This is a genomic window from Alcaligenes sp. GCM10023179 (genome assembly GCF_042653705.1).
Lineage (GTDB): Bacteria > Pseudomonadota > Gammaproteobacteria > Burkholderiales > Burkholderiaceae_B > Alcaligenes > Alcaligenes phenolicus.
Genome location: NZ_JBHSIQ010000001.1, coordinates 1,992,542 through 2,016,643 on the forward strand (window position 1 = coordinate 1,992,542; position 24,102 = coordinate 2,016,643).

The 24,102-nt window shown below is 54.8% G+C and carries 16 protein-coding genes; 6 read left to right on the forward strand and 10 right to left on the reverse strand.

Annotated features, from left to right (window positions below; genetic code table 11):
• Window positions 1-187 precede the first annotated feature (187 nt).
• Window positions 188-1,720: a nucleobase:cation symporter-2 family protein gene (locus tag ACFPDR_RS09025; RefSeq protein ID WP_035273173.1), complete on the reverse strand. Its 1,533-nt coding sequence runs from the start codon at window positions 1,718-1,720 to the stop codon at window positions 188-190.
• 55 nt (window positions 1,721-1,775) lie between these two features.
• A complete protein-coding gene (locus tag ACFPDR_RS09030; RefSeq protein ID WP_035273174.1) occupies window positions 1,776-3,152 on the reverse strand; it encodes an 8-oxoguanine deaminase in 1,377 nt (458 codons plus the stop codon).
• A gap of 452 nt (window positions 3,153-3,604) precedes the next feature.
• On the opposite strand from ACFPDR_RS09030, the gene fmdA reads away from it, so the two are divergent.
• The 6 genes from fmdA (at window position 3,605) to ACFPDR_RS09060 (ending at window position 12,808) form a co-directional block, all read left to right on the forward strand.
• The gene (gene fmdA, locus ACFPDR_RS09035) at window positions 3,605-4,804 is read left to right on the forward strand and encodes a formamidase (RefSeq protein WP_021446607.1); all 1,200 of its coding nucleotides are present in this window, start codon (window positions 3,605-3,607) and stop codon (window positions 4,802-4,804) included.
• 57 nt (window positions 4,805-4,861) lie between these two features.
• Window positions 4,862-5,149, forward strand: a complete 288-nt coding sequence (locus ACFPDR_RS09040; RefSeq protein WP_009453884.1) for an FmdB family zinc ribbon protein — start codon at window positions 4,862-4,864, stop codon at window positions 5,147-5,149.
• A 241-nt stretch (window positions 5,150-5,390) separates the two neighbouring features.
• Window positions 5,391-7,637 carry a TonB-dependent siderophore receptor gene (locus ACFPDR_RS09045; RefSeq protein ID WP_277614408.1) on the forward strand — a complete coding sequence of 749 codons (2,247 nt, stop codon included), beginning with the start codon at window positions 5,391-5,393 and terminating at the stop codon, window positions 7,635-7,637.
• A 208-nt stretch (window positions 7,638-7,845) separates the two neighbouring features.
• Entirely contained in the window at window positions 7,846-8,604 is a 759-nt protein-coding gene (dsrO, locus tag ACFPDR_RS09050; protein WP_035273177.1) for a sulfate reduction electron transfer complex DsrMKJOP subunit DsrO, read from the forward strand.
• A gap of 9 nt (window positions 8,605-8,613) precedes the next feature.
• On the forward strand, window positions 8,614-9,645 hold the full coding sequence (gene nrfD / locus ACFPDR_RS09055; RefSeq protein WP_376911028.1) for an NrfD/PsrC family molybdoenzyme membrane anchor subunit: 1,032 nt from the start codon (window positions 8,614-8,616) through the stop codon (window positions 9,643-9,645).
• A gap of 37 nt (window positions 9,646-9,682) precedes the next feature.
• On the forward strand, window positions 9,683-12,808 hold the full coding sequence (locus ACFPDR_RS09060) for a tetrathionate reductase subunit A (protein ID WP_376911029.1): 3,126 nt from the start codon (window positions 9,683-9,685) through the stop codon (window positions 12,806-12,808).
• A gap of 238 nt (window positions 12,809-13,046) precedes the next feature.
• Here ACFPDR_RS09060 and ACFPDR_RS09065 read toward each other — a convergent pair whose 3' ends face one another.
• The 8 genes from ACFPDR_RS09065 to ACFPDR_RS09100 form a co-directional block, all read right to left on the reverse strand.
• A complete protein-coding gene (locus tag ACFPDR_RS09065; protein ID WP_115633637.1) occupies window positions 13,047-14,024 on the reverse strand; it encodes a Bug family tripartite tricarboxylate transporter substrate binding protein in 978 nt (325 codons plus the stop codon).
• A 70-nt stretch (window positions 14,025-14,094) separates the two neighbouring features.
• On the reverse strand, window positions 14,095-15,285 hold the full coding sequence (gene tcuB, locus ACFPDR_RS09070) for a tricarballylate utilization 4Fe-4S protein TcuB (protein WP_376911062.1): 1,191 nt from the start codon (window positions 15,283-15,285) through the stop codon (window positions 14,095-14,097).
• Between the two features lie 32 nt (window positions 15,286-15,317).
• Complete coding sequence (gene tcuA, locus ACFPDR_RS09075) at window positions 15,318-16,703, reverse strand: FAD-dependent tricarballylate dehydrogenase TcuA (protein ID WP_376911030.1); 1,386 nt, start codon at window positions 16,701-16,703, stop codon at window positions 15,318-15,320.
• A gap of 267 nt (window positions 16,704-16,970) precedes the next feature.
• The gene (locus ACFPDR_RS09080; RefSeq protein WP_115633635.1) at window positions 16,971-17,894 is read right to left on the reverse strand and encodes a LysR family transcriptional regulator; all 924 of its coding nucleotides are present in this window, start codon (window positions 17,892-17,894) and stop codon (window positions 16,971-16,973) included.
• 119 nt (window positions 17,895-18,013) lie between these two features.
• Complete coding sequence (locus ACFPDR_RS09085; RefSeq protein WP_060185037.1) at window positions 18,014-19,348, reverse strand: sigma-54-dependent transcriptional regulator; 1,335 nt, start codon at window positions 19,346-19,348, stop codon at window positions 18,014-18,016.
• Window positions 19,333-21,144, reverse strand: coding sequence for a sensor histidine kinase (locus tag ACFPDR_RS09090; RefSeq protein ID WP_376911031.1), 1,812 nt, complete (start codon window positions 21,142-21,144; stop codon window positions 19,333-19,335). Before ACFPDR_RS09090 ends, ACFPDR_RS09085 begins: the two co-directional genes overlap by 16 nt.
• 71 nt (window positions 21,145-21,215) lie before the next feature.
• Window positions 21,216-22,538, reverse strand: coding sequence for a dicarboxylate/amino acid:cation symporter (locus ACFPDR_RS09095; RefSeq protein WP_060185035.1), 1,323 nt, complete (start codon window positions 22,536-22,538; stop codon window positions 21,216-21,218).
• A 49-nt stretch (window positions 22,539-22,587) separates the two neighbouring features.
• Window positions 22,588-24,027 carry an aspartate ammonia-lyase gene (locus ACFPDR_RS09100; protein WP_137430436.1) on the reverse strand — a complete coding sequence of 480 codons (1,440 nt, stop codon included), beginning with the start codon at window positions 24,025-24,027 and terminating at the stop codon, window positions 22,588-22,590.
• Window positions 24,028-24,102 lie beyond the last annotated feature (75 nt).

Consider the following 24,102-nt stretch of genomic DNA (forward strand, 5'->3'; position numbering starts at 1 on the left):
ATCTCCATTTTTCCTTTGCTGAGCCCTGCTGCAATGGAAGGCGTGGGCTCGGTCGCCTACATAAGAGGAGATGAGGCTAGTTCCCGATATTTCAAGTACTTAGCTAAAAAAAAACCGCCTTGCTCCCTAAAGAGACAAGGCGGCCAAAGGTACGATCTTATGTTCTTTTAGCAGTGTTTCTACTTGTTCAGGTACTGCTTAAACTCGGTTTCGTGTGCAGCACAGGGGACTGTTCCGGTGCGGGGTGCTCATCAGCAATAATCGGGATCTCCTTGCCGTCCTTGTCCATGACCTTGCCGTTTTCAACATAGTCTCCTTCGTTCAGATTGGCCACGTCCGAGACCCGCAGATAGCGGCCTCCACCCGCAGCAAACACAGAGGGCTGATCCGGATTGCCCAACGTGAAATGGTTGAACAGCAGGTTCAGCACAATCGCCACCAGGGCTGCCGAGCTGATGCCGGAGTGGAAAATCGTCGCAAACCAGGTTGGGAAGTGCTCGTAGAACTTGGGGGCCACGATAGGAATCATGCCGGCGCCGATAGCGGTGGCGACGATGATCAGGTTCATATTGTTTTCGTAGTTCACCTTGGCCAGCGTACGGATACCGCTGGCAGCGACGGTGCCAAACAGGACCATACCCGCGCCACCCAGTACCGCGGGTGGGACAGCGGCAACCAGACGGCCCATGATGGGCAGCAAGCCCAGTGCGATCAGAATCAGGCCACCAAAGGCTACGACGTAACGGCTTTTCACGCCGGTGACCGCCACCAGACCGACGTTCTGGGCAAAGGCACTTTGTGTGAAAGAGCCAAATACAGGGGCGATCAGGCTGGAGAGCATATCGGCACGCAAGCCATCACCCAGACGACGAGCATCCACTTTGGTTTCGATAATGTCGCCCACGGCCAGAATGTCGGCCGAAGTTTCCACCAGCGTCACGATGATCACAATGAACATGGAGATAATCGCGGCAGTCTGGAAAGTGGGCATGCCAAAGTGGAACAGGCTGGGCAAGGCAAAGACCTCGCCTTCGCTGACGGCAGAGAAATCTGCATGGCCCATGGCGACGGCAATGACGGTGCCGATAATAATAGCCAGCAAGATAGACAGGCGGGAGATCGTGGCGCTGCCCAGCTTGCTGAGCAAGAGCACGATCAGCAAGGTCATGGCGGCCAGGGAAATATTACCTACGCTGCCAAAGTCCGGTGCGGAAGGATTACCGCCCATGGCCCAGAATGCGGCCACTGGCATCAAGGTCAGACCAATAGTCGTAATCACGCAGCCCGTGACTAAAGGCGGGAAGAACCGGATCACCCGTGAAAAGACCGGCGTAATCAGCAGCCCAAGCAGGGACGCGACAATGACTGCGCCGAATACCGCTGGCAAACCGCCGCCCGTACCCAAAATGGCGATCATGGTGGCTACGCCAGAAAATGATACCCCTTGAACCAGCGGCAGACGGCAGCCAAAAAACGGCACGCCCAGCGTTTGCAGCAAGGTCGCCAGGCCGCCCATGAACAAGCAGGCGGTAATCAGCAAGCCGGTTTCATTGGCAGGCAGGCCAGCGGCCTCGCCAATGATCAGGGGTACGGCAATAATGCCGCCATACATGGTCAATACGTGTTGAAAACCGTAGGCAAGATTCGCGCCCAGGCCCAGATTCTCGTCTTCGGGGCGCTGCGCAGTCGCTGCACCCGTCGCCCTTGTAGGTGTTGTCATTGTTTGTCTCCGAAAATAAATAGGCAGGGCTCTAGAGGCCCTGTCACTACCGAACTCAAGCTGTCGCTACGGTATCCAGCACCTTGTCGCGCAAACGACGCGCAGCGGCTTGATGGCGTTGCATCAGGTCTTGCAAATCAATGCCGCAGGGTTGGCCGTCAATCACGCGCCACTGGCCGGCGACCATCACGCGGTCGGCCCGGTCTGCGCCGCAGAGCAGCAAGGCCGCCAAGGGGTTCTCAGCGCCGGAAAAGCGCAATTCATCCAGGGTGAACAAGGCCAGATCGGCCTGCTGCCCGACGTTCAGGCCACCAATGTCCTCGCGTCCCAAACAACGGGCCGAGCCTTGAGTCGCCCAACGGATAACGGCTTGATGGGTAACCTGGCCCGGCTCGTAGCGCAGCCGGCCCAGCAAGAGTGCCTGTCGCATCTCTTGAGCCAGATTGGAGTGATCATTGGAGGCCGAGCCATCTACGGCCAGCCCCACGGGTGCACCAGCGGCTTCCAGCTCGATGGTGCGGCACAGGCCGCTGCCCAAGACCATATTGGACGAGGGACAATGGGCAATACCTGTGCCTGCCCGGCCCAGACGCTGGATTTCTTCGTCGTTGAAGTGAATGCCGTGTGCCAGCCAGGTGCGATTGCTTAACCAGCCCTGCTGATCCAGATAGTCCAGTGGACGCATACCAAAGAGGCGCTCGCAGTAGGCAGTTTCGTCGTCTGTTTCAGCCAGATGCGTATGCAGGCGTACGTCCTCGCGTTCAGCCAGCTTGGCGCTTTCGCTCATCAACTCGCGGCTGACAGAGAAAGGCGAACACGGAGCCAGGGCCAGCGTGATCATCGCCCCATCCTCGCGTTGGTGATATTGACGAATCAGGCGCAGGCTGTCGTCCAGAATGGTTTGCTCGTCCTGTACGACGTTTTGCGGGGGCAAGCCTCCCTGATCCCGACCCACACTCATGGAACCACGGGTCAATGCGGCGCGTACACCCAGGCGTTGAGCGGTTTCAGCCTGGCAATCAATGGCATGTTGCAAGGCGCCCGAAAACACATAGTGGTGATCGGCCACCGTCGTACAGCCCGACTGCAACAGTTCCACCATGGCCAGCTCGCTGGCCACCTGCATTTGCTCGTCGTCCAGCCCGGCCCACACGTCATACAAGGTGGTCAGCCAGGGGAACAAGGGTTTGTTCAGCGCTGGGGTATAGGCCCGTGTCAGGGTTTGGTAAAAGTGATGATGCGTATTCACCAAACCGGGCAGCAAAACGTGCCGGGAGGCATCCCAGCTTTGGTCGTAAGCCTGCTTGGGCTGCTGACCGGCGGCCACTTTTTCGATAATGCGGCTATCTTGCACCAGTACGCCACCGGCAGCTTGTGCATCTGAACAGGCCAGTGGATTGCAAATCCACAGGATCGGGGAACGGCTAGTCATTATTGTGTCTCCTGCGTTTTATTGCTTTTTATTGTTGTCAGTTCGACTAGCCGACCTATATACCTGCTGTGATAAGGGTTATTTGGAGCCTGGGCTTAGCTGTACCCTTTTTCGCTCCAAGCCTTGAGTCCTGCTAGGCCATTCAGGAACTCTTATGCCTTCTATAAGGTTTGTCGTATAGAGAGCGGCCCGTTTTTTTACGGTATTCCGGGACATAAAAATTTGCTCAAAATCAGGATTTATCCTCTGGACAAAAACCTGGGACTATTGTCCTTTAATCACTTAAAGCCTAAATCATTGACTCGCTTAGGAATTTATTTATTGGCATAAAAAAACATATAAACCCGCATATCCACACATTTTGACCGTGCCTGTTCAGTCGTGTTAATTGTGTCGCCAAGCGCATTAAAAGCGCCGTTGTGCTGACCTCGCACACATTATTCGGAGAACACATGCAGCATATAAAAATCAAACCCGGCGCCCCCCTGGCCGAGCAAGCTGAAATCGGGCACAACCGATGGCACCCTGATATTCCAGACCTGACCAGCGTGAAGCCTGGCGAGGAAATGATTCTGGAATGCATGGACTTTCTGGACGCCCAGATCAAGAACACGGACAGCGCCAACGACGTACGCGACGTTGACCTGACCCGCGCCCACCCATTGACTGGCCCCATCCACGTAGAGGGTGCTGAGCCAGGCGATATTCTGGTGGTGGATCTGCTGGATATTCGCGCCATTACTCCTGTCGGTTTCTCCGGCATTTTTGCCAAGGAAAATGGCGGTGGCTTTTTGGCCGAGCATTTTCCCGAAGCCGATAAGGCCATCTGGGACCTGCATGGTGTTTACGCCACCTCGCGTCACATCCCTGGCGTACGCATTGCGGCCATGATGCACCCCGGCCTGATCGGCACCCTGCCCTCGCACGAACTGCTGCGCGAGTGGAACCGCCGTGAAGCCCTGCTGGTGCCCAAGGGCCACGCCAACCCGCCTGATGCCAAAACCGCTGTATTGCGCGGCGTTAAAGGGGCCGAGTTTGACCGCATGGCGGCTGAAGCTGCCCGTACCGTGCCTCCACGTGAGCATGGCGGCAACCTGGACATCAAGAACCTGACCATTGGCTCGCGGATTTACTTCCCCGTCTATGTGAAGGGTGCTGGCCTGTCCATGGGCGACTTGCACTTCTCCCAGGGCGATGGCGAAATCTCTTTCTGTGGTGCCATTGAAATGGACGGCGCAGCCCACCTTGGCTTTGATCTGATCAAAGGTGGCATGGCCAAATACAATCTGACCGCGCCTATCTATGTTCCAGGCCGTCATGATCCCAAGTACGATCAGTGGATGCACTTCACCGGTATCAGCGTGGAAGAAGGCGTCAACTACTACCTGGATTCTACGGTTGCATACCGTCAGGCCTGTTTGGCTGCGATCGATTACATCAGCCGCACGACAGACCTGTCGCGTGCGCAAGCCTATATGTTGCTGACTGCTGCTCCCGTTGAGGGCCGTTACGGCGGCGTGGTGGATCTGCCTAACAGCTCCGCTTCTCTGGCCTTGCCTACCGGTATTTTTGATACCGATATCCTGCCCAAAGGTGCCTTGAATGACGCGGCCCGTTTTGGCCGTCCAGGCACACGCTGTAATTTGACCTGATCGGTCTCCGGCCCTGGCTTCGTCTTGGAGTCAGGGCTTGCTTTACTCGGATTTGCCATGCCTTTGTACGACTATCTTTGTAATCATTGCCTGCAACGCAGCAGCCATTTGCGCAGCATTGCCACCCGCAACGATCCCCAGACCTGCCCTGCTTGTGAAAAAGGCAGCCTCTTGCTGCAACTGAGCGCGCCACGACGCCTGTTCAGCAAAGCCAGCCCCACGCGCGGTCTGACGCCTCAACAAGCTTTGGCGGGCAATAATGTGACCGGGCCCGGCACTCGTTCCAGCACCCGGAATTCTGTCATCCATACCTGTATGGGCCCTGGCTGCAGCGTTTGCGCCTAAATACAATTAGCCCCTTTGCAACGCAAGCTGTCAGCCTTGACAGGCCGCAACATTAACGTCGGCGGGCGTAGTTCTGGCTGAATTTGCCCAGACGGATGTGTTGGTTTTACGAGATTCACGCTCGGTAACATGAAACATTCTGTTTATAATCAAGAATCAATCTCATTATTACTGGGTGTTCATTATGTCGGTGTCCTCGTCTCTCGCCGCTAAGCGCCAGGTGCCTAGCGGCGTATCTTTTATGCCTTTAAGCAGTCTGGCAGTGGCTTTATTGTTGGCCTTCCCCTATCAGACGCAAGCGCAAGAGGTCGAGGAGCTGGACCGCATCGTGGTCAAGGCCGAGCAGGAGCTCAAGCAGACCTTGGGTTCTTCCATCATTACCGCCGAAGACATCCAGAAGTCCCCTCCCGCCAACGATATCTCCGAAGTTCTGCGCACCATGCCGGGCGTGAACCTGACGGGTAACTCGGCCAGCGGCCAGCGCGGTAATAATCGCCAGATCGACATTCGCGGCATGGGCCCGGAAAACACCATGATTCTGATTGACGGCAAACCCGTCAGTTCACGTTCTGCTGTGCGTTTCGGCTGGCGTGGCGAACGCGATTCGCGTGGGGATACCAACTGGGTGCCTGCCGAGCAGATCGAACGCGTGGAAGTGCTGCGCGGCCCGGCGGCCGCTCGCTACGGCAACGGGGCTGCGGGCGGTGTGGTCAACATCATCACCAAGCCTACGACAGACAAATTCCAGGGCACCTACTCCTTGTATGGCAACTTGCCCGAACATAGCGATGAAGGCGCCACGCGACGCATGAGCTTTGGCTTGAGTGGCCCGATCAGCGAATCTTTGTCCTTCCGTTTGTACGGGAACCTGAACAAGACGGATTCGGACGATCCGGAGATCAATAAAGGACACCAGACCGAGCGTGGTGGTGCCAATGCGAACAGCTTGCCTGCTGGACGTGAAGGCGTACGTAACAAGGACATCAATGGCTTGCTGTCCTGGCGTCCTGATAGCCGCCAAACGGTGGATCTGGAGGCTTCCTATAGCCGCCAAGGCAATATTTACACGGGTGATACCCAGAACACGAATACCAATGACGAGGTCAAACGTCAGCTGGGCGACGAGACCAACAAGATGTATCGCCAAAGCTACTCGCTGACGCATCGTGGGGACTGGAATGATAAGACGAATACACTGAGTTATTTCCAATACGAAAAGACGCGTAACTACCGTATTTTGGAAGGTCTGGCTGGTGGCACTGAAGGCGCTTTCAATGATCCTCTGCGCGTGAAAGATGGTGGTTTTGGGACTATTGACCTGACCACGATGACGGCGCATACCGAATTGAGCCATCAGTTCAAAACAGGAAGTATCGAGCAATACGCCACATTTGGTCTGGAGTGGGTCGGGCAGGAATTGAACGATAAATCTTCTGATTTGGCCGCACGCAATCCAGAAAAGGTTCCGAGCAGCCCTAGAAGTTATAAACCCAAGGCACGTGCGAATATTTATTCGGTTTTTGTCGAGGACAATATTTATGCCACAGACAAGACAACTGTGACCCCAGGGCTGCGGTTTGACTACCACGATATACATGGTAGTAATTGGAGCCCTTCCTTGAACTTGTCACATGCCGTGACCGATAACTGGCTATTCAAAGCAGGTATCGCACGAGCTTACAAGGCACCCAACTTGTATCAAAGTAACGATGGCTACACTTTGTATAGCGCAGGCAATGGGTGTTGGGGAAATACAGGTGCGCCTAATGTTGTAGAGGCTGGGTGTTTTCTCCAGGGTAATTCGAACCTGAAAGCAGAAACTAGTCTTAATAAAGAGCTCGGTGTTGAGTATGTGGGTGATGATGGCTTGGGAGCTAGCCTGACTTACTTCCACAACGATTACCGCAACAAAGTGGAAGCGGGGCGTTTTGCACAGTCCAGTTTCTGGGATATGAACAGGGATCAATTGGTCCTGCAATGGGAAAACATTCCCAAAGCCGTGGTATCCGGTCTGGAAGGTAACCTGACATTGCCATTAGCCGAGAACTGGCTGTGGTCCACCAACTTTACCTACATGATCGAGTCCAAAAACAAGACCACAGGTGAAGCGCTATCAACCATTCCCAAGTACACCATCAACACAACGCTGGACTGGAACGTGAACGCCGATTGGTCTTTACGCGCCAAAGCAACCTTCTATGGCGAGCAAAAACCGCCTAAATATGATTTCTACGGTCAGCCTCTGACAGGTTCTGCTACCGACAAGGTCTCCCCTTACGCCTTGTTTGGCTTGAGCACGCAGTACAAGATCAACAAGCATTTCCGCATCAATGCAGGGGTTGATAACCTCTTTGACAAACGCCTGTTCCGTCGCGGTAATGCGATCGGTGTGAACCTGACTAATGCCAACTATATTTACGGCGCCGGAGCTCGGACGTTTAACCAACCCGGCCGCACTTTCTTCCTGGGCTTAAGCGGAACGTTCTAAGCGGTTTTATCCACAACTCAGGTATATAGCGCCCCTCCCTTTTCTGGAGGGGCTTTTTTTGTGCCTGAAAAATACAGCCGAGCGTCAACATTTCAACCTTTAAATGTTCTTTTTGACCTTCATCAAGACCGGAACTTTGTATTCTTCATATGCTTATAACTACAAATAATGTAAATGGGTTCAACCCAAGCATAGAAAAGGAAAACACATGATTCCAAGCGCCGAGCCCAAAAAGGGCAAGCGACGTTTTCTTAAGGAATTGCTGGGCCTTAGTGCCGGGGCCACGATTATTCCTATTCAGCCTGTTCAAGCTGCCATGAACAGCCAGCCTCCACGACGTAGCGGTGGGAAAGATGGGGCCCGCTACGGCATGGTGGTTGATCTAAGAAAATGTATCGGTTGCCAAGCCTGTACGGTCAGCTGTTCTATCGAAAATGCCCCCCCTATCGGGCAGTTCCGTACCACGGTTCTGCAATACGAGGTGCTCGATGAACAGCAGCAGGCGGCCATGCTGAGCCTGCCACGCCTCTGTAACCACTGCGACAACCCGCCCTGTGTGCCGGTCTGTCCTGTGCAGGCGACGTTCCAGCGCGAAGACGGGGTGGTGCTGGTCGACAACGAACGATGTGTTGGCTGTGCCTACTGTGTTCAAGCCTGTCCTTACGATGCCCGTTTCATTAACCATGAAACCCAGACCGCCGATAAATGCACCTTTTGCGAGCACCGCCTGGAAGTGGGTCTGCTGCCCGCCTGTGTGGAAAGCTGCGTCGGTGGCGCGCGCGTCATTGGCGATATGAACGATGAAACCAGCACGATTTCCCAGCTGCTTAAAGAGCACAAAGAGGAAATCCGTGTACTCAAGCCCGGCATGAATACCAACCCGCATGTGTTCTACATCGGTTTGCCCGATGAGTTCGTTGATGGTGTGGATGGGCAGGCCAGTGTGCGTCTGACCAATCAGTTCTAAGGGGCCATTATGTCTATTATCGAAATTCTGACCCCCGCCTACGAAGTTGCCTGGTTACCTTGGGCGGTTCAATACTTTTTCCTGGTTGGTATGGCTGCCACCAGCACCGTCTGGGTATGGCGTTGCGCCTGGTCCAGCGACAGCGCCTTGCGTCGTCTGGAGCCTGCGCTGATGATTGTGCTTCTGTGCAGCAGCATTGCCGCTCCTGTGTCCTTGCTGGCTGACTTGCACCAACCTGGCCGTTTCTGGCATTTTTATGCCCACTTCACTCCTTGGTCCTGGATGTCGCTGGGTGCTGTACTGCTGCCCCTGTTCGTGGGCCTATCCATGGCCAACGTGCTGGCCTGGTGGTTGAATAAACGTGCTCTGTGGCGCTGGTTGAGCCTGGCTCTGCTGGTTTCGGCCTTGTCGATTCTGGTTTACAGCGGTTTTGAAGTCATGGTGCTGCGTTCACGCCCCTTGTGGAATACCGCATTCCTGCCTATCAACTTTGCCTTGACGGCTGCTCTGGCCAGCCTGGGTGCCATCCTGCTGGTGGCTCGCCTCTTGCCCGGTGGCGTAGCCAATTTACCGCTGGAATACGTACGCCGCTGGTCTTTGGGGGTGGTTCTGACCTTGATCGTCGTGGCCCTGTTCTGGGTCGGCTCCGGTCTGATGGGTTACAGCCATTCCTTCGGTTCGGCCTGGGAACTGTTCCAGAGTTACCCCGTATGGCGTTTGGGCTTCCTGGGTTCTTCCGCGTTTGGCTTGCTGTTGCTGTATATGCTCAGCCGTCCAATCGGCACCCTGCAAGGCAATCTTTATAGCTTGTTCTGTGCGGCTTTCATGCTCGGCTCGGCCTGGGTGTTTCGCTGGATTATTTTCATGGCGGTACAGGGTGTGCCCAAATACGGCGCCGGTTTGTACCTCTACACCATGCCCTTAGGCAGCGATGGTCTGCTGGGGATGCTGGGTGTGCTGGGCTTGTGTATTGCCTTGCTCGCCGCCAGCACCACCCTGCTCTCTCTGTTCCCGGCCCGCCGTTCGTCTTTGACGGCCTAGGCCCTACAGACTCACTAGCTTTCAGGTACTTATCGTCATGAGCAAGAAAAAAGAAACCCCTAACCTGTCGCGTCGACAGGTATTGACCCGCGGCGGTGCTGCTGTGGGTGGTCTGGCTGCCTTTGCGGCTGGTTATAGCGACACGGTAGTCAAGGCGGTCCAAGGTCTGGGCCAAGGTACAGCCGGTGTGCCAACCGCACACGCAACCCGTGGCAACTCCTTGCAGGCTGAATTCCGTATTGATCCGATCACGGGTCTGCTGGATACGCAGCCCGGCCAGATTGTGAGCCCGTCCAGTTGCCTGGGCTGCTGGACGCAGTGTGGTGTGCGCGTACGTATTGATACGGAGAACAACAAGATTCTGCGTATCGCCGGTAATCCTTATCATCCTTTGGCAACCACGCAGTCTGCTCCCATGGAGCAGCCCGTACGCGAGGTTTACGCCATGCTGGGTGGTGAGAATGGCTTGGAAGGCCGTGCCAGCGCCTGTGCCCGCGGCGCTTCCATGCTGGAACAGCACAGCAGCCCTTACCGGGTTCTGTCGCCGTTGAAACGCGTCGGCCCCCGTGGGTCAGGCCAATGGGAGCGCATCAGTTTTGAACAATTGATTGAAGAGGTCTGCGAAGGCGGCGATCTGTTCAAAGAAGGTCATGTCGATGGTTTGCGTGCGATTTGGGATCACGAAACCCTGATTGACCCGCAAAACCCCGAGTTCGGTCCATTGGCCAACCAGTTGTTGTTTACGGATGCCGCGAACGAAGGCCGTACGCCACTGGTCAAACGCTTTGCCGAGCAGGCTTTTGGCACGATCAACGTCAGCAACCACGGTTCTTACTGTGGTCAAAGCTTCCGTGTCGGTACAGGCGCTGCCATGGGTGACATCAAAGGTATGCCTCATGGCAAACCTGACTGGAAAAACGCCCGTTTTGGCCTGTTTATTGGTGCAGCACCGGCTCAATCCGGTAATCCCTTCCAGCGTCAAGGCCGTGAGCTGGCAGAAGCCCGTTCGCGTCCAGAAAACACCTTCAAGTACGTGGTTGTTTCCCCGATCTTGCCAACGTCGTCCAGCCTGGCCTCGGGTAGTGGCAACCGCTGGCAGCCTGTTCTGCCCGGCACTGACTTGTCCCTGGTCATGGGCATGTTGCGCTGGATTCTGGAACAAGAGCGTTTTGATGCAGAACACTTGTCCCTGCCCCATGCGCCTGCGGAGCAGGACGAAAATACCGCTTCCTGGACGAACGCCAGCCATTTGTTGATTGCGGATCCTGAGCATCCAGGTTTTGGCCGCTATTTGCGTGGTACAGACCTTGGTTGGGAGGTGGCTGAAGGCACTGAATCGCCCTTTATCGTTCAGGACGAACAAGGCGAGCTGCGCGCCCATACCGATCTTGATCGCGCGACGTTATTTGTCGACCGTACCGTTGAGCTGGAAGGCAAGGATGTACGTGTCTGTACTGCGCTGAACATGCTGCGCGAGCGCAGTCAGGAAAAATCCATTGCCGAATACGCCAAGGGCTGCGGCATGGACGAAGAAACCCTGATCGAACTGGCCCGTGAATTTACCAGCTACGGTCGCCAAGCCGTGGCTGACGCACACGGCGGCACCATGAACGGTTCCGGTTTCTACACGGCTTACGCGATTGCCATGTTGAATACCTTGGTGGGTAACCTGAACCTGAAAGGCGGTTTGGTGCTGGATGCGGGCCCATTTGGTCCTTTTGGCCCCGGCCCACGCTACAACTTTGCTCAATTCCCCGGAAAAGTGGCGGCTAAAGGCGTGTCTTTGTCGCGACATCGCTTCGCTTACGAAAAATCCAGCGAATTCAAGCGCCGCCAAGCGAATGGGGAAGCGTTGTACCCCGCTCCTGCTCCTTGGTACCCCGCTGTAGGTGCCTTGAGCAGTGAAATGATTGCATCAGGCCTGAATGGCTATCCATACACCAGCAAAGTGTGGATCAACCACATGAGCAACCCGGTCTATGCGATTGCTGGCTTTAAAAATGCCTTGCTGCACAAACTGAGAGACCCTGCGGTTCTGCCCTTGTCGATTTCGGTTAATCCCTTTATCAACGAAACCAATGCCTACGCAGACTACATCATGCCAGACACGGTGACTTACGAAAGCTGGGGTGTTTCGGCACCTTGGGCTGACGTGATCGCCAAGTCCTCGACCCTGCGCTGGCCTGTGGTCGAGCCACGAGTGGATCGCACGGCTGACGGTCAGCCTATCAATCTGGAAAGTTTCCTGTTTGCAGTAGCTTTGCGTTTGGGATTGCCAGGTTTTGGTAAAGGCGTTCTGAAAGACAAGGCAGGCAATGCCCACGACTTGCTGCGCGCCGAGGATTTCTATCTGCGGGGCATGGCCAATATTGCCTTTGGTGCTGGCCGCCCGGTTGGCGACGCATCCGACGACGATATGCGCATCACCGGTGTGGATCGACTTTTTCCTGATCTTCAAGCGCGTTTGCATCCTGAAGAGCAGCGCAAAGTGGCGATGTTGTTGACACGCGGTGGCCGATTCGACCGAATCGAAAACGCCTGGAAAGGAAATCAGCTGAAAAATCGCTACAGCAATGCTTTGCAGATCTGGAATGAAGACCTGTCCAAGATGCGTCACACCATGACGGGTGAACGTCTTAGCGGTTGCCCTACTTGGTACCCCACTCGTTTGGCTGACGGCAGCCCAATGCGCGAGCATTTCTCGGAACAAGAGTGGCCATTGCTGATGAGCTCCTACAAATCCAATTTGATGAGCTCCATGTCCATCGGGATGTCCCGCCTGCGCCAGGTCCACCCGCACAATCCGATTTCCTTGAATCTGGATGATGCGAAGAACATGGGCATCCGTAACGGCGATCGTATTCGTGTCAGCACACCAGGTGGTGCGGTTGAAGGTGTTGCTTTGGTGCGTGGCGGTATTATGCGCGGGGCCATTGCAATCGAACACGGTTTTGGGCATACCGAACTGGGTGCGCGTTCGCACCAGATTGATGGTGAGGCCATGCCTCACCTGAACGATCTGGCTGCAGGTGTGAACCTGAACGAATTGGGTTTTGCTGATCCAACCCGTGGCGATGGCCAGGATAACGTCTGGATTGACTGGGTTTCTGGCGCGGCCGTGCGACAGGGCCTGCCAGCAAGAGTGGAGAAGCTGTCGGCTTAAAAGAAACACACCTCCATCAAACCATTGTTCAACGATAAGGGCGCCGATTATTCTTTGGGATAATCGGCCTCATCCGTTAGTGAACCAAGTTTAATGGCCCAAATGGCAAGGGTCAGCCCTCGAGGCGATGCCCTCTACCCCAAGAACCTATTTCATGAACTGAATGGCTTGTGCTTTCACGAGTGCAGCCGCAAGCGTAGCAGCATTAGCCCATTCAGCTTCATGGATACAGGGGCTGTTACTCCCCTTTTAGCCCACGTTCTTGAATGGTCTGTTGCCACTGAGCCGATTCTTGTTCCATGAACTGGGTTAATTCTGCGCGGCTTGTCGGCTGAGGTGTTAAGCCATAGTCCAGCAAGGACTGACGCACTTCAGGATCGTTCAATACCTTGACCAGCTCCTGATTCCAACGCTCCTGCATATCCTCTGGCATCGTACCAGGCCCCAAGAATGCATACCAATTTAGTGCAATAAAACCAGGGTAGCCGGCCTCTGCCACTGTTGGAATGGTTGGCATATCAGCAGAGCGCTCCAAACCGGTTGTCGCTATTGGAATCAAGGCACCGGTTTTGATGTGAGGAGCCGCTGTCGGGGGAGCCGCAAAGTATGAAGACACACGTTCCCCGATGAGGTCTTGCAAGGCTTGACCACCGCCGCGATAAGGCACGTGTACCATTTCAACTCCAGCGCGCTGGTTGAGCAGTTCTCCGGCCAAGTGTGAGGCAGAGCCTGATCCGGACGAAGCAAAGTCGATAAGACCAGGCTCACTCTTGGCAAGCTCAATAAACTCGCCCAAGGTTTTTGCACCTATACCTTTATGCACAACCAGTACGTTGGGAAAATGTACACCACCCGACAAAGGAGCCAGGTCTTTGAACGGATCGTAAGGCACTTTCATCAGGTGTGGAGAAATAGTCATTGGCCCCACAGAGCCCAAGAGCAGCACCGAGCCATCATTATCAGCATTAGCCACTTGCTGATGCGCCAAAATACCGCCAGCGCCTGCTTTGTTCTGTACGACAACAGTCTGACCGATGTTGTCTCCCAGTTTTTTTGCAATCATGCGAGCTGCAGCATCGGCTGCTCCCCCGGCGGCAAAGCCGACAACTAAAGAAATCGACTTTTTGGGCGGAAATGTCTGCGCTTGCACAGATGAAGAAAGCAAACCTATTGATAAGGCGGCAATCGCAAAACAGGAAAAGGGACGAAAATGCATGATGCTCCTCTTGGGTCGTTATAAGTATTGTTGCGATGAAAATAAACGCGGTGCTTCAAGCCTGGCAGGGTCAGTCGCCACCGGCACGAATGGGGTTTGGCTGGCGCTTCTCTATGGCATGGCGCAGTAGCGATGCGCTACGGAAAATACCGTGAGCAAACTTGCCATAAGGCAAGGTGGCAAAGAGCGCCATGACCGCTCCGAGGTGTAAGCACAACAACAAACCCATCGCGGGTGTGGCACGTGCCAGCCATAGAGCCAATCCGCTGGTGCTGATCAAAAACAGCAAGGCGATAAAGCCTAGATCCATCGGTTTTTGCTTCTGATCGCCCTGTGCCGGGTCGCGACGCAAGTTCAGATAGCCTAAGCCGGCCGTGCCGATACAAAGGCTAACCCCTCCCACAGCCCCCAAGAGTTTGGGCAGACTGGGGAAATCGTAAGGAGCCACCATATCGAACAGATAGTGGTAGATCGTGCCCAGGCTGGTTGCAGCAAAACACAGCATGAAGCCATAAAAGGTCAGGTGATGAAATCGGCGGCGCGACAAGGTGTAAGCATCGTCCTCGTTATGGCATCCCTTCCCATGCCCTCCATCCAGATACTTGAGTTTGAGTACCGAATGGGTTGCCTCGGCAGCGGCAACCCTGCTGACAGGTGCGCCACTGGTGGCTGGAGTGATTTCCGTCCAAAAACCATGCACCCCTTTGCCTAACGCAAATACCGCAAATAGGAATACGGGTGCAAACATGCTTACCAACAGGTTGTGCGGGAATAGATTGTAAAAATCTCCAGCCAATGCTGCGTCCCAGAGCGTACCGTTGAGCGCCAAGGCCAGAACCAGGAATAAGGCCAAGCCCAAGGTCAAGGCAATCGACATCACCAAGCCGTTGCGCTCATAGAGCTTGCCCAGCCTTTTGGGCCAAGCATATTGGGTATAGGTTTGGGCACGAACCTTGGCCATCGCTTGCGGAACATTCACGGCAAATTCGTGAGGCGGTGCGTATTGGCAAGCGTGCAGGCACGCCCCGCAGTTATGGCATAAATTCGCCAGATAATGAACGTCTGCCGGCTCGAACATCAAGCGGCGTGTCATTGCGGGAAATACCGCGCAAAACCCCTCACAGTAACGACAGGCATTACAGATCGTCATGATCCGATCAACCTCCTGCTCATGAGGCATGTGGCGAACGGTGGGGCTGGGCGAGTGTGTGTGCAAACCGGTGTTGCACGCATCATCGATCAGTGTTTGAAGTGATTTCATGGGAGTCTCGGGATCAGGGCGCAATAGCGTTTTCATTGTTTGGCCGCCTGCGCAGCCTGCGTGCCTGCAATGCAGCCAAAGGTTGTTCCAATCGACATTCCCACCCCTGCTGTATAGCCTTGCCCCAGCACATTGCCCGCCATCATTTCCCCAGCCACAAACAGATTGCGGCTAGGCCGGTCGTTAAACCGTACGGCAGCTGTTTCGTCGGTGTGCAAACCCAAGTAGGTAAATGTCACGCCTGGGCGCAAGGCGTAGCCATAGAATGGGGGGGTGTCGATGGGCAAGGCCCAGTGCGTTTTGGCAGGCGTAATACCTTGGGTATGACAGTCGTCCAGCGCTGTGTGATCAAACCTTCCAACTTGGCAGGCCTTGTTGTAATCATTCAAGGTTTTCTCGAACGTCACCTCGTCCAGGCCAAGTTTGCAGGCCAGTTCGGGCAGTCTTTCAGCCTTTTGTCCAGGAAAAACAGGAGGCATGAATCTGCCAATAGCCTTGCTGTCTATGATCGAATAAGCAATCTGGCCAGGTTGTTTGGCCACCAAACGACCCCAAATTGCGTAGCGTTTGGGCCAGAAATCTTCTCCCTCGTCATAGAACCGCTTGGCTTGACGGTTGACTACGACCCCTAGGGACACGCAGTCAATACGGGTACAGATACCTCCGTCATACAAAGGGGCTCGTGCGTCAATTGCCACCATATGCGCTTGAGTAGGATCGCCGATATGGTCTGCTTTGTGATCGTCGATCATGTGGCGCAGCAATGTTCCTTGATTGAAGCGCGTGCCACGAATCAGGAAATTATCCGAAGGCCACTCTCCAAACTCATTTTGTCCCCAGGCATCCCGTAACCATTCACGGTTAGATTCAAAACCGCCTGCCGCCAGTACACAAACACGCGCCTGGATACGTTCTTCGCCGCTCCAGGCTGCGACAAACTGACCGTCCTCGATTTCCAACCGGTCAACAGGCGCGTTATAGCGAATGTCCACTCCCAGGGATTGAGCACTGCGGTAATACGCATTTATCAAGGCTTTTCCGCCACCCATGAAAAACGCATTGGTGCGAGCCACATGTAAGGCGCCCGAGAGCGGTGGCTGGAAGTTGACACCGTGCTTGCGCATCCAACTGCGACAGGAGCTCGTTGTGCGAATGACTAAACGAGCCAGATGTTCATTGGTTTTTCCGGCTGTCACTTTGAGCAAGTCCTGCCAGAACTCTTCCTCTGGATACGCATCGACCAGAACATCTTGCGGCGCATCATGCATACAGCGCAAATTACGAGTGTGTTGCGAATTGCCCCCTCGCCATTCACGTGGAGATGCTTCCAGCAATAGCACACTTGCCCCTCCTTCACGGGCTGTAAGTGCGGCGCACAATGCGGCGTTGCCACCCCCAATAACAAGTACATCTATCATTTTGTTGTCCGTTTCCTGTGTGCTATTCGTGGTTTACGCGTTTCGCCACGATATGGAACGGGGTCTACTTTAGGGATGTGGTCTTGTCGACGCCAGTATGGTCATGGCTATAGGTGTTCACTAAAAGTGAAGGCCAAGGCCACAGGGAGACCTTGTGTGTTAAGCAGCGCAAAAGCACACTTCACTGTGAATGAGCGTGAGCAGAGCTAGAACGAGTGACAGTCAGCAGACTGAGCAGCTGTCGCTTTATGAGGAAAAATCTCTATTTCAGAGCAGCGTGGCTCCTGGCCAACGTGATTGCTGCACAAGTGAGCGCATTACATCAGCCAGCACGATCCGGGCCGCAAGCCCCGCTGGTGCTAATTCTTCGTCCGATAAGCTGGCGATCAGGTTACGGCGTTTGAGGGTTTCATGTGCTAAAGGCAAGCTCACTAAACGTTGATTGTGATTACGGACTACTGCTGCACCAGGTTGAACCGTTGCGGCATAGCCAGAGCACACCACATCCATTAGCAAGGCCAGGCCATCAATCTCCACCACAACATTGGCCTCAGTGCCTTCGCGAAAAAATTCGGCATTCAACAATGCACGCAAGCCGTGGGAGGCGCTGGGCATGACAAGTGGCAGATTGGTAATATCACCCAGCGTCAACGAGTGCTCCACAGGCAACAAGTGGCGTTGATTGGGGTGGATGATAAGAAACAGGCGTTCATCCAAAATAGCTTGCGCACTCCAGGAGTGATGCCCTGCTGTATGGAACACCACCCCTAAGTCAATCTGGCGTCGATTGAGCATTTGAGAGAGATTGCCCGACAAGCTTTCAATCAGATGCACCCGTACATCGGGATAGCGCTGCTTCATGGCAGTGAGAAAAGGGACCGCCAGGACCGAACCGGTGGTCGGTGCCAGACCCACAGTGACTTGCCCAGACAACCGAGCGGCCTGTGCCGCCAACACGGCATTATCGGTGTGTCTCAAGGCCAATTGCGCTTCTTGACGAAACGCCAAGCCGGCTGCGGTGGGGACCACGCCAGTCGATGTGCGCTGTAACAGACGCACGGATAGCTCCCCCTCCAGGCGGCTAATTTGCTGGCTAAGCGCCGAAGTGACAACACCCAGATCCTGAGCGGCCTTGCCCATGCTGCCTAATTCCACCACACGCAAGAAATACCGTAGCTGACGCAGCTCCATAATAAAACGCCATAAAAAATAGGACGAAAGCTCTGATCATAGTTCAATCAGAGCAACGGCTGCGTCTCCTGCACATGACAGGACCGATCAGCACAAACCGGAGCACTAAAAAAAGGAAATTAGGAAGCTAACAGACCGTACTTGCGAATTTTGTCGTGTAGTGTGCTTTTGGCGATGCCCAGTTCCTGTCCGGCGCGGGTCAAATTATGTTGATGCCGTCTCAGGGCTTCGACGATCAAGGCACGTTCGACCGCTTCCACGGTTTGAACCAGCGAGGTGGGCACAACTGCTGACGCAGCTTGCTGGCCGGGCAAGGCGCCGTTGACTCCCAGCACGCAGCGGTCCGCAAAGTTACGCAGCTCGCGCACATTACCCGGCCAATGCCAGGCCAGCATAGCTTGCAGACGTTCGGAGTCCGGCTCCAGTGCCGGGCGGCCATGCCGGGCCGCCGCCAACAAGGCAAAATGCTCGAACAACAGACCAATATCCTCGCGCCGCTCACGCAGGGGCGGCAGTGGCAAGGTCGCCATGTTCAGCCGGTAATACAAATCGTGACGGAACTGGCCTTGATCAGCCTGCGCCAGTAAATCGACTTTAGTGGCCGCAATGACCCGGCAATTGATGGCGATGGATTGATTCGAGCCTAAACGCTCCAGCGTACGTTCCTGTAAAACGCGCAATAGTTTGACCTGCATGACCATTGGCATGCTTTCAATTTCGTCCAGAAACAAGGTACCTTGATGTGCATACTCTATCTTGCCGATCACCCGCTTGCCAGCGCCCGTAAAAGCGCCTGCTTCATGACCGAACATCTGACTGTCGAACAGACTGTCGGACAGTGCACCGCAGTTGACGGCCACAAAATTGCCCTCGCTGGTGTGCCCCACCTCGTGAAGGCAGCGTGCTACCAGTTCTTTGCCGGTACCGGTTTCGCCAAAAATAAGTACATCGGCGGCACTATTGCCCAGATTGCAGATTAGTTCACGTACCTTGGACATGACAGAGGAGTTACCCAGAACACGCGCTTCAATGGATTGCTTATCCTGCAAGCGGCACTGCAAAGCTTCGATTTCAAAGCTCATTTGACGTTTATCCAGGGCGCGCGATACGACCTGTACAAAATGTTCGGGCGAAAATGGTTTCTCGATAAAATCATAGGCCCCCATTTTCATGGCCTGAACGGCCATCGACACATCACCATGGCCGGTAATCAGTACGACAGGCAAGTCGCTGTCCACGTGCTGCAGCTGCTGCAACAAGCTCATGCCATCGGCGCCTGGCAAACGCACGTCGGACACCACAATGCCTGGCCAAGCCTTGTGAAGGAGGTGCAAGGCCTGTTCGGCGCTTTCTGCCTCTTGCACCTGAATGCCTTCAAGCTGCAAGGTTTGGCTACAGCCCAGACGTACATTAACGTCGTCTTCAACGATGAGAACAGTCAGCCCGTCGTACATTTCTCTGCTCCAGGAAAGGGAAGCACAATGGTGAATACGGCACCACCACTTGGCAAGTTCTCTGCCGTCAGGTTGCCCCCGCAATGTTGGATAATACTCATCGAAATGGCCAAACCCAGGCCCAGTCCGGTACCACTGTCTTTGGTGGTGAAAAACGGTTCGAATAAATGCAAGCAGACCTCCTCGCTTAATCCCGGACCATTGTCTTGAACCCGGATCGCCACCTGCTGGCCTTGCCGCTGGCTGCTGATCTGAATGACGGGATGAGCGTTTTGCGTGGCCGCAGCGTCAATCGCATTGCTCAGTAGATTAACAATCACTTGTTCAAGGCGGTTGGGATTGCACAGCACCCTGCTCGCCTCGTCAGCCAATTGAACCTGTATCGTTGCGCGGTGTTGGTGAATGGAAGGATCCAGGATTAGCAGGGCCTGATCGATAATGGCGTTCAAATCCGCCAGCCCCGAATGACCAGGCGATTTGCGAGCAAATTGTTTGAGCTGTGAGGTCAGCGCGCCCATGCTGTCCACCAAATCATTGATGCGTTTCAAATTGGCGCGTACCGTATCCAGGTCGCCGCGCTCCATGAAGCGGATGGTGTTCCCTGACAAGGTACGCAGTGCCGTCAAGGGTTGATTCAGCTCGTGGGCCAGGCCGGTAGACAACTGTCCAATGACAGCCAGTTTGCCTGCGTGAATCAAGCCGGCCTGGGTCTCTTCCAACGTTCGAGTACGCTCCTGCACCTTGCGTTCAAGCTGAGCATGGGCCCGCTCCAGTTGCAAGCGCGCAAGAGCCCGATCACGCTGTTGCTGCCGGCGCAAATACCAACTGATTAATATGACAAAAAAGGACACGACACCCAAGGCCGCCAGGCCTGCGTACAGGCGAGCCATGGAATAGACCAGATCGGTGGGCAAAAACAGCGTCAAAGTCCAGCCGTTGGCACCAAACGGAAGTGTCTGAGCCAGCGACAGTCCGCGAACCTGATCCGCTGCCCCCGATTCCGTCCAGGCCTGCGACCAAGATACTAATTGTGCATCCTGGCTCAGCACTTTTTGGGTCAGGAGATCCAGTGGCACAATCGGTAAACCATTGTACTGGCGAGTCTCGCGCAGGTGCTGCTGCACATCTTCAGTTAAGGGTTGATTTGCTGTAAATTTCCAGGCGGGCACAGAGGACAAAATCGCCACTCCATAGTGATCGGAAACGATCACCGGCGCTTGAGCATGGGTCCAGGAATCCTGCAAACGATCAAGGTCCACCTTGATCACGGCCACTCCCATGACCTGCCCCGCCAGCGAGATGGGTGCTGAGATGTAATAGCCTGCCTCACCCCGGGTGGTCCCAACGCCAAAGAAGAAACCGGGCCGCCCTTGGTGTGCCTCGGAGAAATAATGGCGATAGGAAAGATCTTCCCCCAGATAACTGTCAGCCTGTTGCCAGTTGCTGGTCGCCAGAACGCGTCCCTGGCGACCAAGGATGTAAATCACGCGGGTCTTGGCACGCTCGTTCAAGCGCTCCAGATGACGGCTGACCTCGAGCGAGGACTGGGTGTTACGCTCCAAAAGCCCAACCACTGCTTGATCCAGCTCCAGCATCTTGGGTAAATATTCGTATTTCTCGACTTCGTGACGCAGTGTCAGCGCATACAAGTCCAGACGCTGCCGAGCCGTGTCCTGCAAACTGGCTAGTCCGAGCGCTTCGCCAACACGATAAGCCATCACGCCCGCTATGGCAGCCAGCGACACAATCAGCGCCAGTAACAGCAAGACTTTCTGAGGACGAAAAAATCGGGGCAAATGCATAAAACCGTAGCGGCCACTTACACGGGATTTTAGTAAACAGCCGCCACTCAGAGACAGGGGAGGCCTCAGGCAACGACAGGCACGGAGCCTGCCGCGGCTGCCTCCTTGGGCTGGAGCACGGATGGATCTGCCGCCCTGTTGTCTGACTCGTCGGGTGCGTCGATGGCGCCCTCCCATTTAGCAACAACGGCCGTGGCAATGCCGTTACCCAACACATTTGTCGCGGTGCGGCCCATGTCCAGAAAGTGATCAATGCCCATGATCAATAGTACACCAGCCTCGGGCAGCCCAAACATCGGTAAAACCGCGGCCACCACGACCAGCGCGGAGCGTGGCACACCGGCGATACCTTTGCTGGAGATCATCAACACCAGCAGCATAATAATCTGCTGTTGTAAGGACAGCGGCACGTCATACGCCTGTGAGATAAACAAAGCGGCAAAAGCGGTGTAGATCATGGAGCCATCCAGGTTAAAGGAATAACCCAGCGGAAGGACAAAGCCGATAACCCGTTTGCGTACACCGAACACTTCCAGCTTTTCCATCAAACGTGGATAGGCGGCTTCACTGGAGGCGGTGGAAAAGCCCAGCAACATGGGTTGACGGATTTCTTTGAACAGCGTGAATACACGGCCCTTGAGCACCAGAAATCCCGCAGCAAGCAGAATCAACCACAACACCACCAAGGTGGCATAAAAGCTGCCCAGGAATTTGCCATAGACAGCCAAAATACCCAGCCCTTCGGTCGTGATGATATTGGCAACGGCAGCAAACACACCTAGCGGCGCAAAGTACATAACGTAGTTGGTTACCGTCAGCATCACTGGCACTGCGCCCTCGATGGTTTGTGCGAGGGTGTTTGCCTGGGGATTTCCACGCACTTTTCCCAAGGCCAGTCCGAAAAATACCGAGAACACCAGGATTTGCAAAATCTCGTTCTTGGACATGGACTCAAAAAAGTTACGTGGCACAACGTGGGTCAGAAACGTTTTCAGGTTCAGTGCCGAGGTATCTACCCCCAAGTGAGCGGATTCAGCCGGCAAGGGGATGCCGACATTGGCACCTGGTTGGAAAATATTGGCAAAAATCAGCCCTACCGTCAGCGATACCAACGACGCCAACAGAAACCAGCCTACGGCACGGCCACCGATACGGCCGACAGTTGCGGCATCATCCATGCTGGCCATACCCGCAACCAAGGTGGCGAAAATCAGCGGAGCAATGATCATCTTGATCAAGCGTAAAAACATATCCGTCACCATGCCAAAGTAGCTGGCAATGGCATGAGCTTGTTCGGGGGTATCGGCCATTTTGTGGCAGATATAACCCACCACCACACCCAATACCATGGCAATCAGAATCCATGTGGTTTGCTTATTCAGCTTCATATGCTTATCTCCCTTGTCGGCCCGTGCACGGGCCGGTCCTTTTTTTTAATTAAAGCGTTTGCTCAAATTCGTTCAAGGTGCGTGGCGCGATCAGCAGTTCAGGCCGCAAGGCTTGAGCCAGTTCGTCCGCACTTAACAAGCCATGCTCCAGAATCAGCTCAGCCACTCCCTTGCCGGTTTCATGTGCCTGCTTGGCAATGTCAGTGGCCGCGGTGTAGCCAATCAACGGATTAAGCGCCGTAACCAATCCGATGGATTGGCTGACACTGTCTGCCAGGCGCTGAGGGTTGGCGGTGATCGCTTCCACGCAGTAGTCGGCCAGAATCATGCATCCGCGTTGCAGGTGACGCAGGCTCTTGTAGAGGCTGTGCGCAATAATGGGTTCAAACGCGTTGAGCTGAAGCTGTCCAGCTTCGGCCGCAAAGGAGACAGTCACATCGTTGCCAAAGACTTCAAAGGCAATCTGGCTGATCGCTTCCGGAATGACGGGATTGACTTTGCCCGGCATGATGGAGGAGCCCGCTTGGCGTGGTGGCAAATTGATCTCGCCGATGCCAGCGCGTGGGCCGCTCGATAGCAGACGCAAGTCGTTGCAGGTTTTGGACAACGTGACGGCAACTCGTTTCAACGCGCTGGACAATTGCACAAAAGCGCTACAGTCCTGGGTGGCTAGGATCAAGTCCGGTGCGCTGCGCAGGCTGATCCCCGTGTTTGAGGATAGTTGACGCGTGACCAGTTGGGCATAGCGTGGATCAGTATTGATCCCCGTGCCAATCGCGGTGGCCCCCAGATTGATTTCACACAGCTCTTGCATGGCCTCGGTCAGGCAAAGCCGATCTTTGGCAATCATGCCGGCGTAAACCGCGAACTCCTGCCCTAGGGTCATAGGGACCGCCTCCTGCAGCTGTGTACGCCCCATTTTCAATAACTCTTTGAAAGCGTGAGCTTTGCCCTCGAACGCTTGCTGCAAGTACTCCAAGGCAGTCAATAAACGGGCAGCGCCCTGATAGGCAGCCAGCTTCAAGGCCGTGGGGTATACATCATTGGTCGACTGCCCCAGATTGACATCTTCATTGGGGTGGAGGAAAGCGTACTGCCCACGTTCATGGCCCAAAATTTCCAGAGCACGGTTAGCGATCACCTCGTTCGCATTCATGTTGGTAGAGGTTCCCGCACCACCTTGGATCACATCCACCACAAAATGCTCGTGATGCTGGCCGGACTCAATTTCTCGGCATGTCTGCACAATCGCTTCTTTCTTGACGGCATTCAATGTTCCCAGCGCGTGGTTGGCTTGCGCGGCAGATGCTTTGATTTGTGCCAAGGCACGAATCAAATCGGGATAGTGTGAAATAGGTATCGCCGTAATAGCGAAGTTCTCAACAGCTCGCAGGGTGTGAATGCCAAAATACGCTGAGTCAGGTACGGGCCGAGTTCCTAGCAAGTCTTTTTCCAGGCGCGTGTGGGCTGTTGCGGTGCAATCAGTCATCTTATCTCTCCGTTTTATGTAGTACCCAAAAAATTGGGGTTGTTGTACCGGAGTTAAAAGCAACAACTGTGCCAA

Excerpts from the sequence above, each read along its gene's own strand:
- ACFPDR_RS09100 (WP_137430436.1), bottom strand. The coding sequence starts at position 24,027 with ATGACTGATTGCACCGCAACAGCCCACACGCGCCTGGAAAAAGACTTG.
- ACFPDR_RS09025 (WP_035273173.1), bottom strand. The coding sequence starts at position 1,720 with ATGACAACACCTACAAGGGCGACGGGTGCAGCGACTGCGCAGCGCCCC.
- dsrO (WP_035273177.1), top strand. The coding sequence starts at position 7,846 with ATGATTCCAAGCGCCGAGCCCAAAAAGGGCAAGCGACGTTTTCTTAAG.
- tcuB (WP_376911062.1), bottom strand. The coding sequence starts at position 15,285 with ATGAAATCACTTCAAACACTGATCGATGATGCGTGCAACACCGGTTTG.
- tcuA (WP_376911030.1), bottom strand. The coding sequence starts at position 16,703 with ATGATAGATGTACTTGTTATTGGGGGTGGCAACGCCGCATTGTGCGCC.
- ACFPDR_RS09065 (WP_115633637.1), bottom strand. The coding sequence starts at position 14,024 with ATGCATTTTCGTCCCTTTTCCTGTTTTGCGATTGCCGCCTTATCAATA.
- ACFPDR_RS09045 (WP_277614408.1), top strand. The coding sequence starts at position 5,391 with ATGCCTTTAAGCAGTCTGGCAGTGGCTTTATTGTTGGCCTTCCCCTAT.
- nrfD (WP_376911028.1), top strand. The coding sequence starts at position 8,614 with ATGTCTATTATCGAAATTCTGACCCCCGCCTACGAAGTTGCCTGGTTA.
- ACFPDR_RS09030 (WP_035273174.1), bottom strand. The coding sequence starts at position 3,152 with ATGACTAGCCGTTCCCCGATCCTGTGGATTTGCAATCCACTGGCCTGT.
- ACFPDR_RS09040 (WP_009453884.1), top strand. The coding sequence starts at position 4,862 with ATGCCTTTGTACGACTATCTTTGTAATCATTGCCTGCAACGCAGCAGC.
- ACFPDR_RS09080 (WP_115633635.1), bottom strand. The coding sequence starts at position 17,894 with ATGGAGCTGCGTCAGCTACGGTATTTCTTGCGTGTGGTGGAATTAGGC.
- fmdA (WP_021446607.1), top strand. The coding sequence starts at position 3,605 with ATGCAGCATATAAAAATCAAACCCGGCGCCCCCCTGGCCGAGCAAGCT.
- ACFPDR_RS09060 (WP_376911029.1), top strand. The coding sequence starts at position 9,683 with ATGAGCAAGAAAAAAGAAACCCCTAACCTGTCGCGTCGACAGGTATTG.
- ACFPDR_RS09085 (WP_060185037.1), bottom strand. The coding sequence starts at position 19,348 with ATGTACGACGGGCTGACTGTTCTCATCGTTGAAGACGACGTTAATGTA.
- ACFPDR_RS09095 (WP_060185035.1), bottom strand. The coding sequence starts at position 22,538 with ATGAAGCTGAATAAGCAAACCACATGGATTCTGATTGCCATGGTATTG.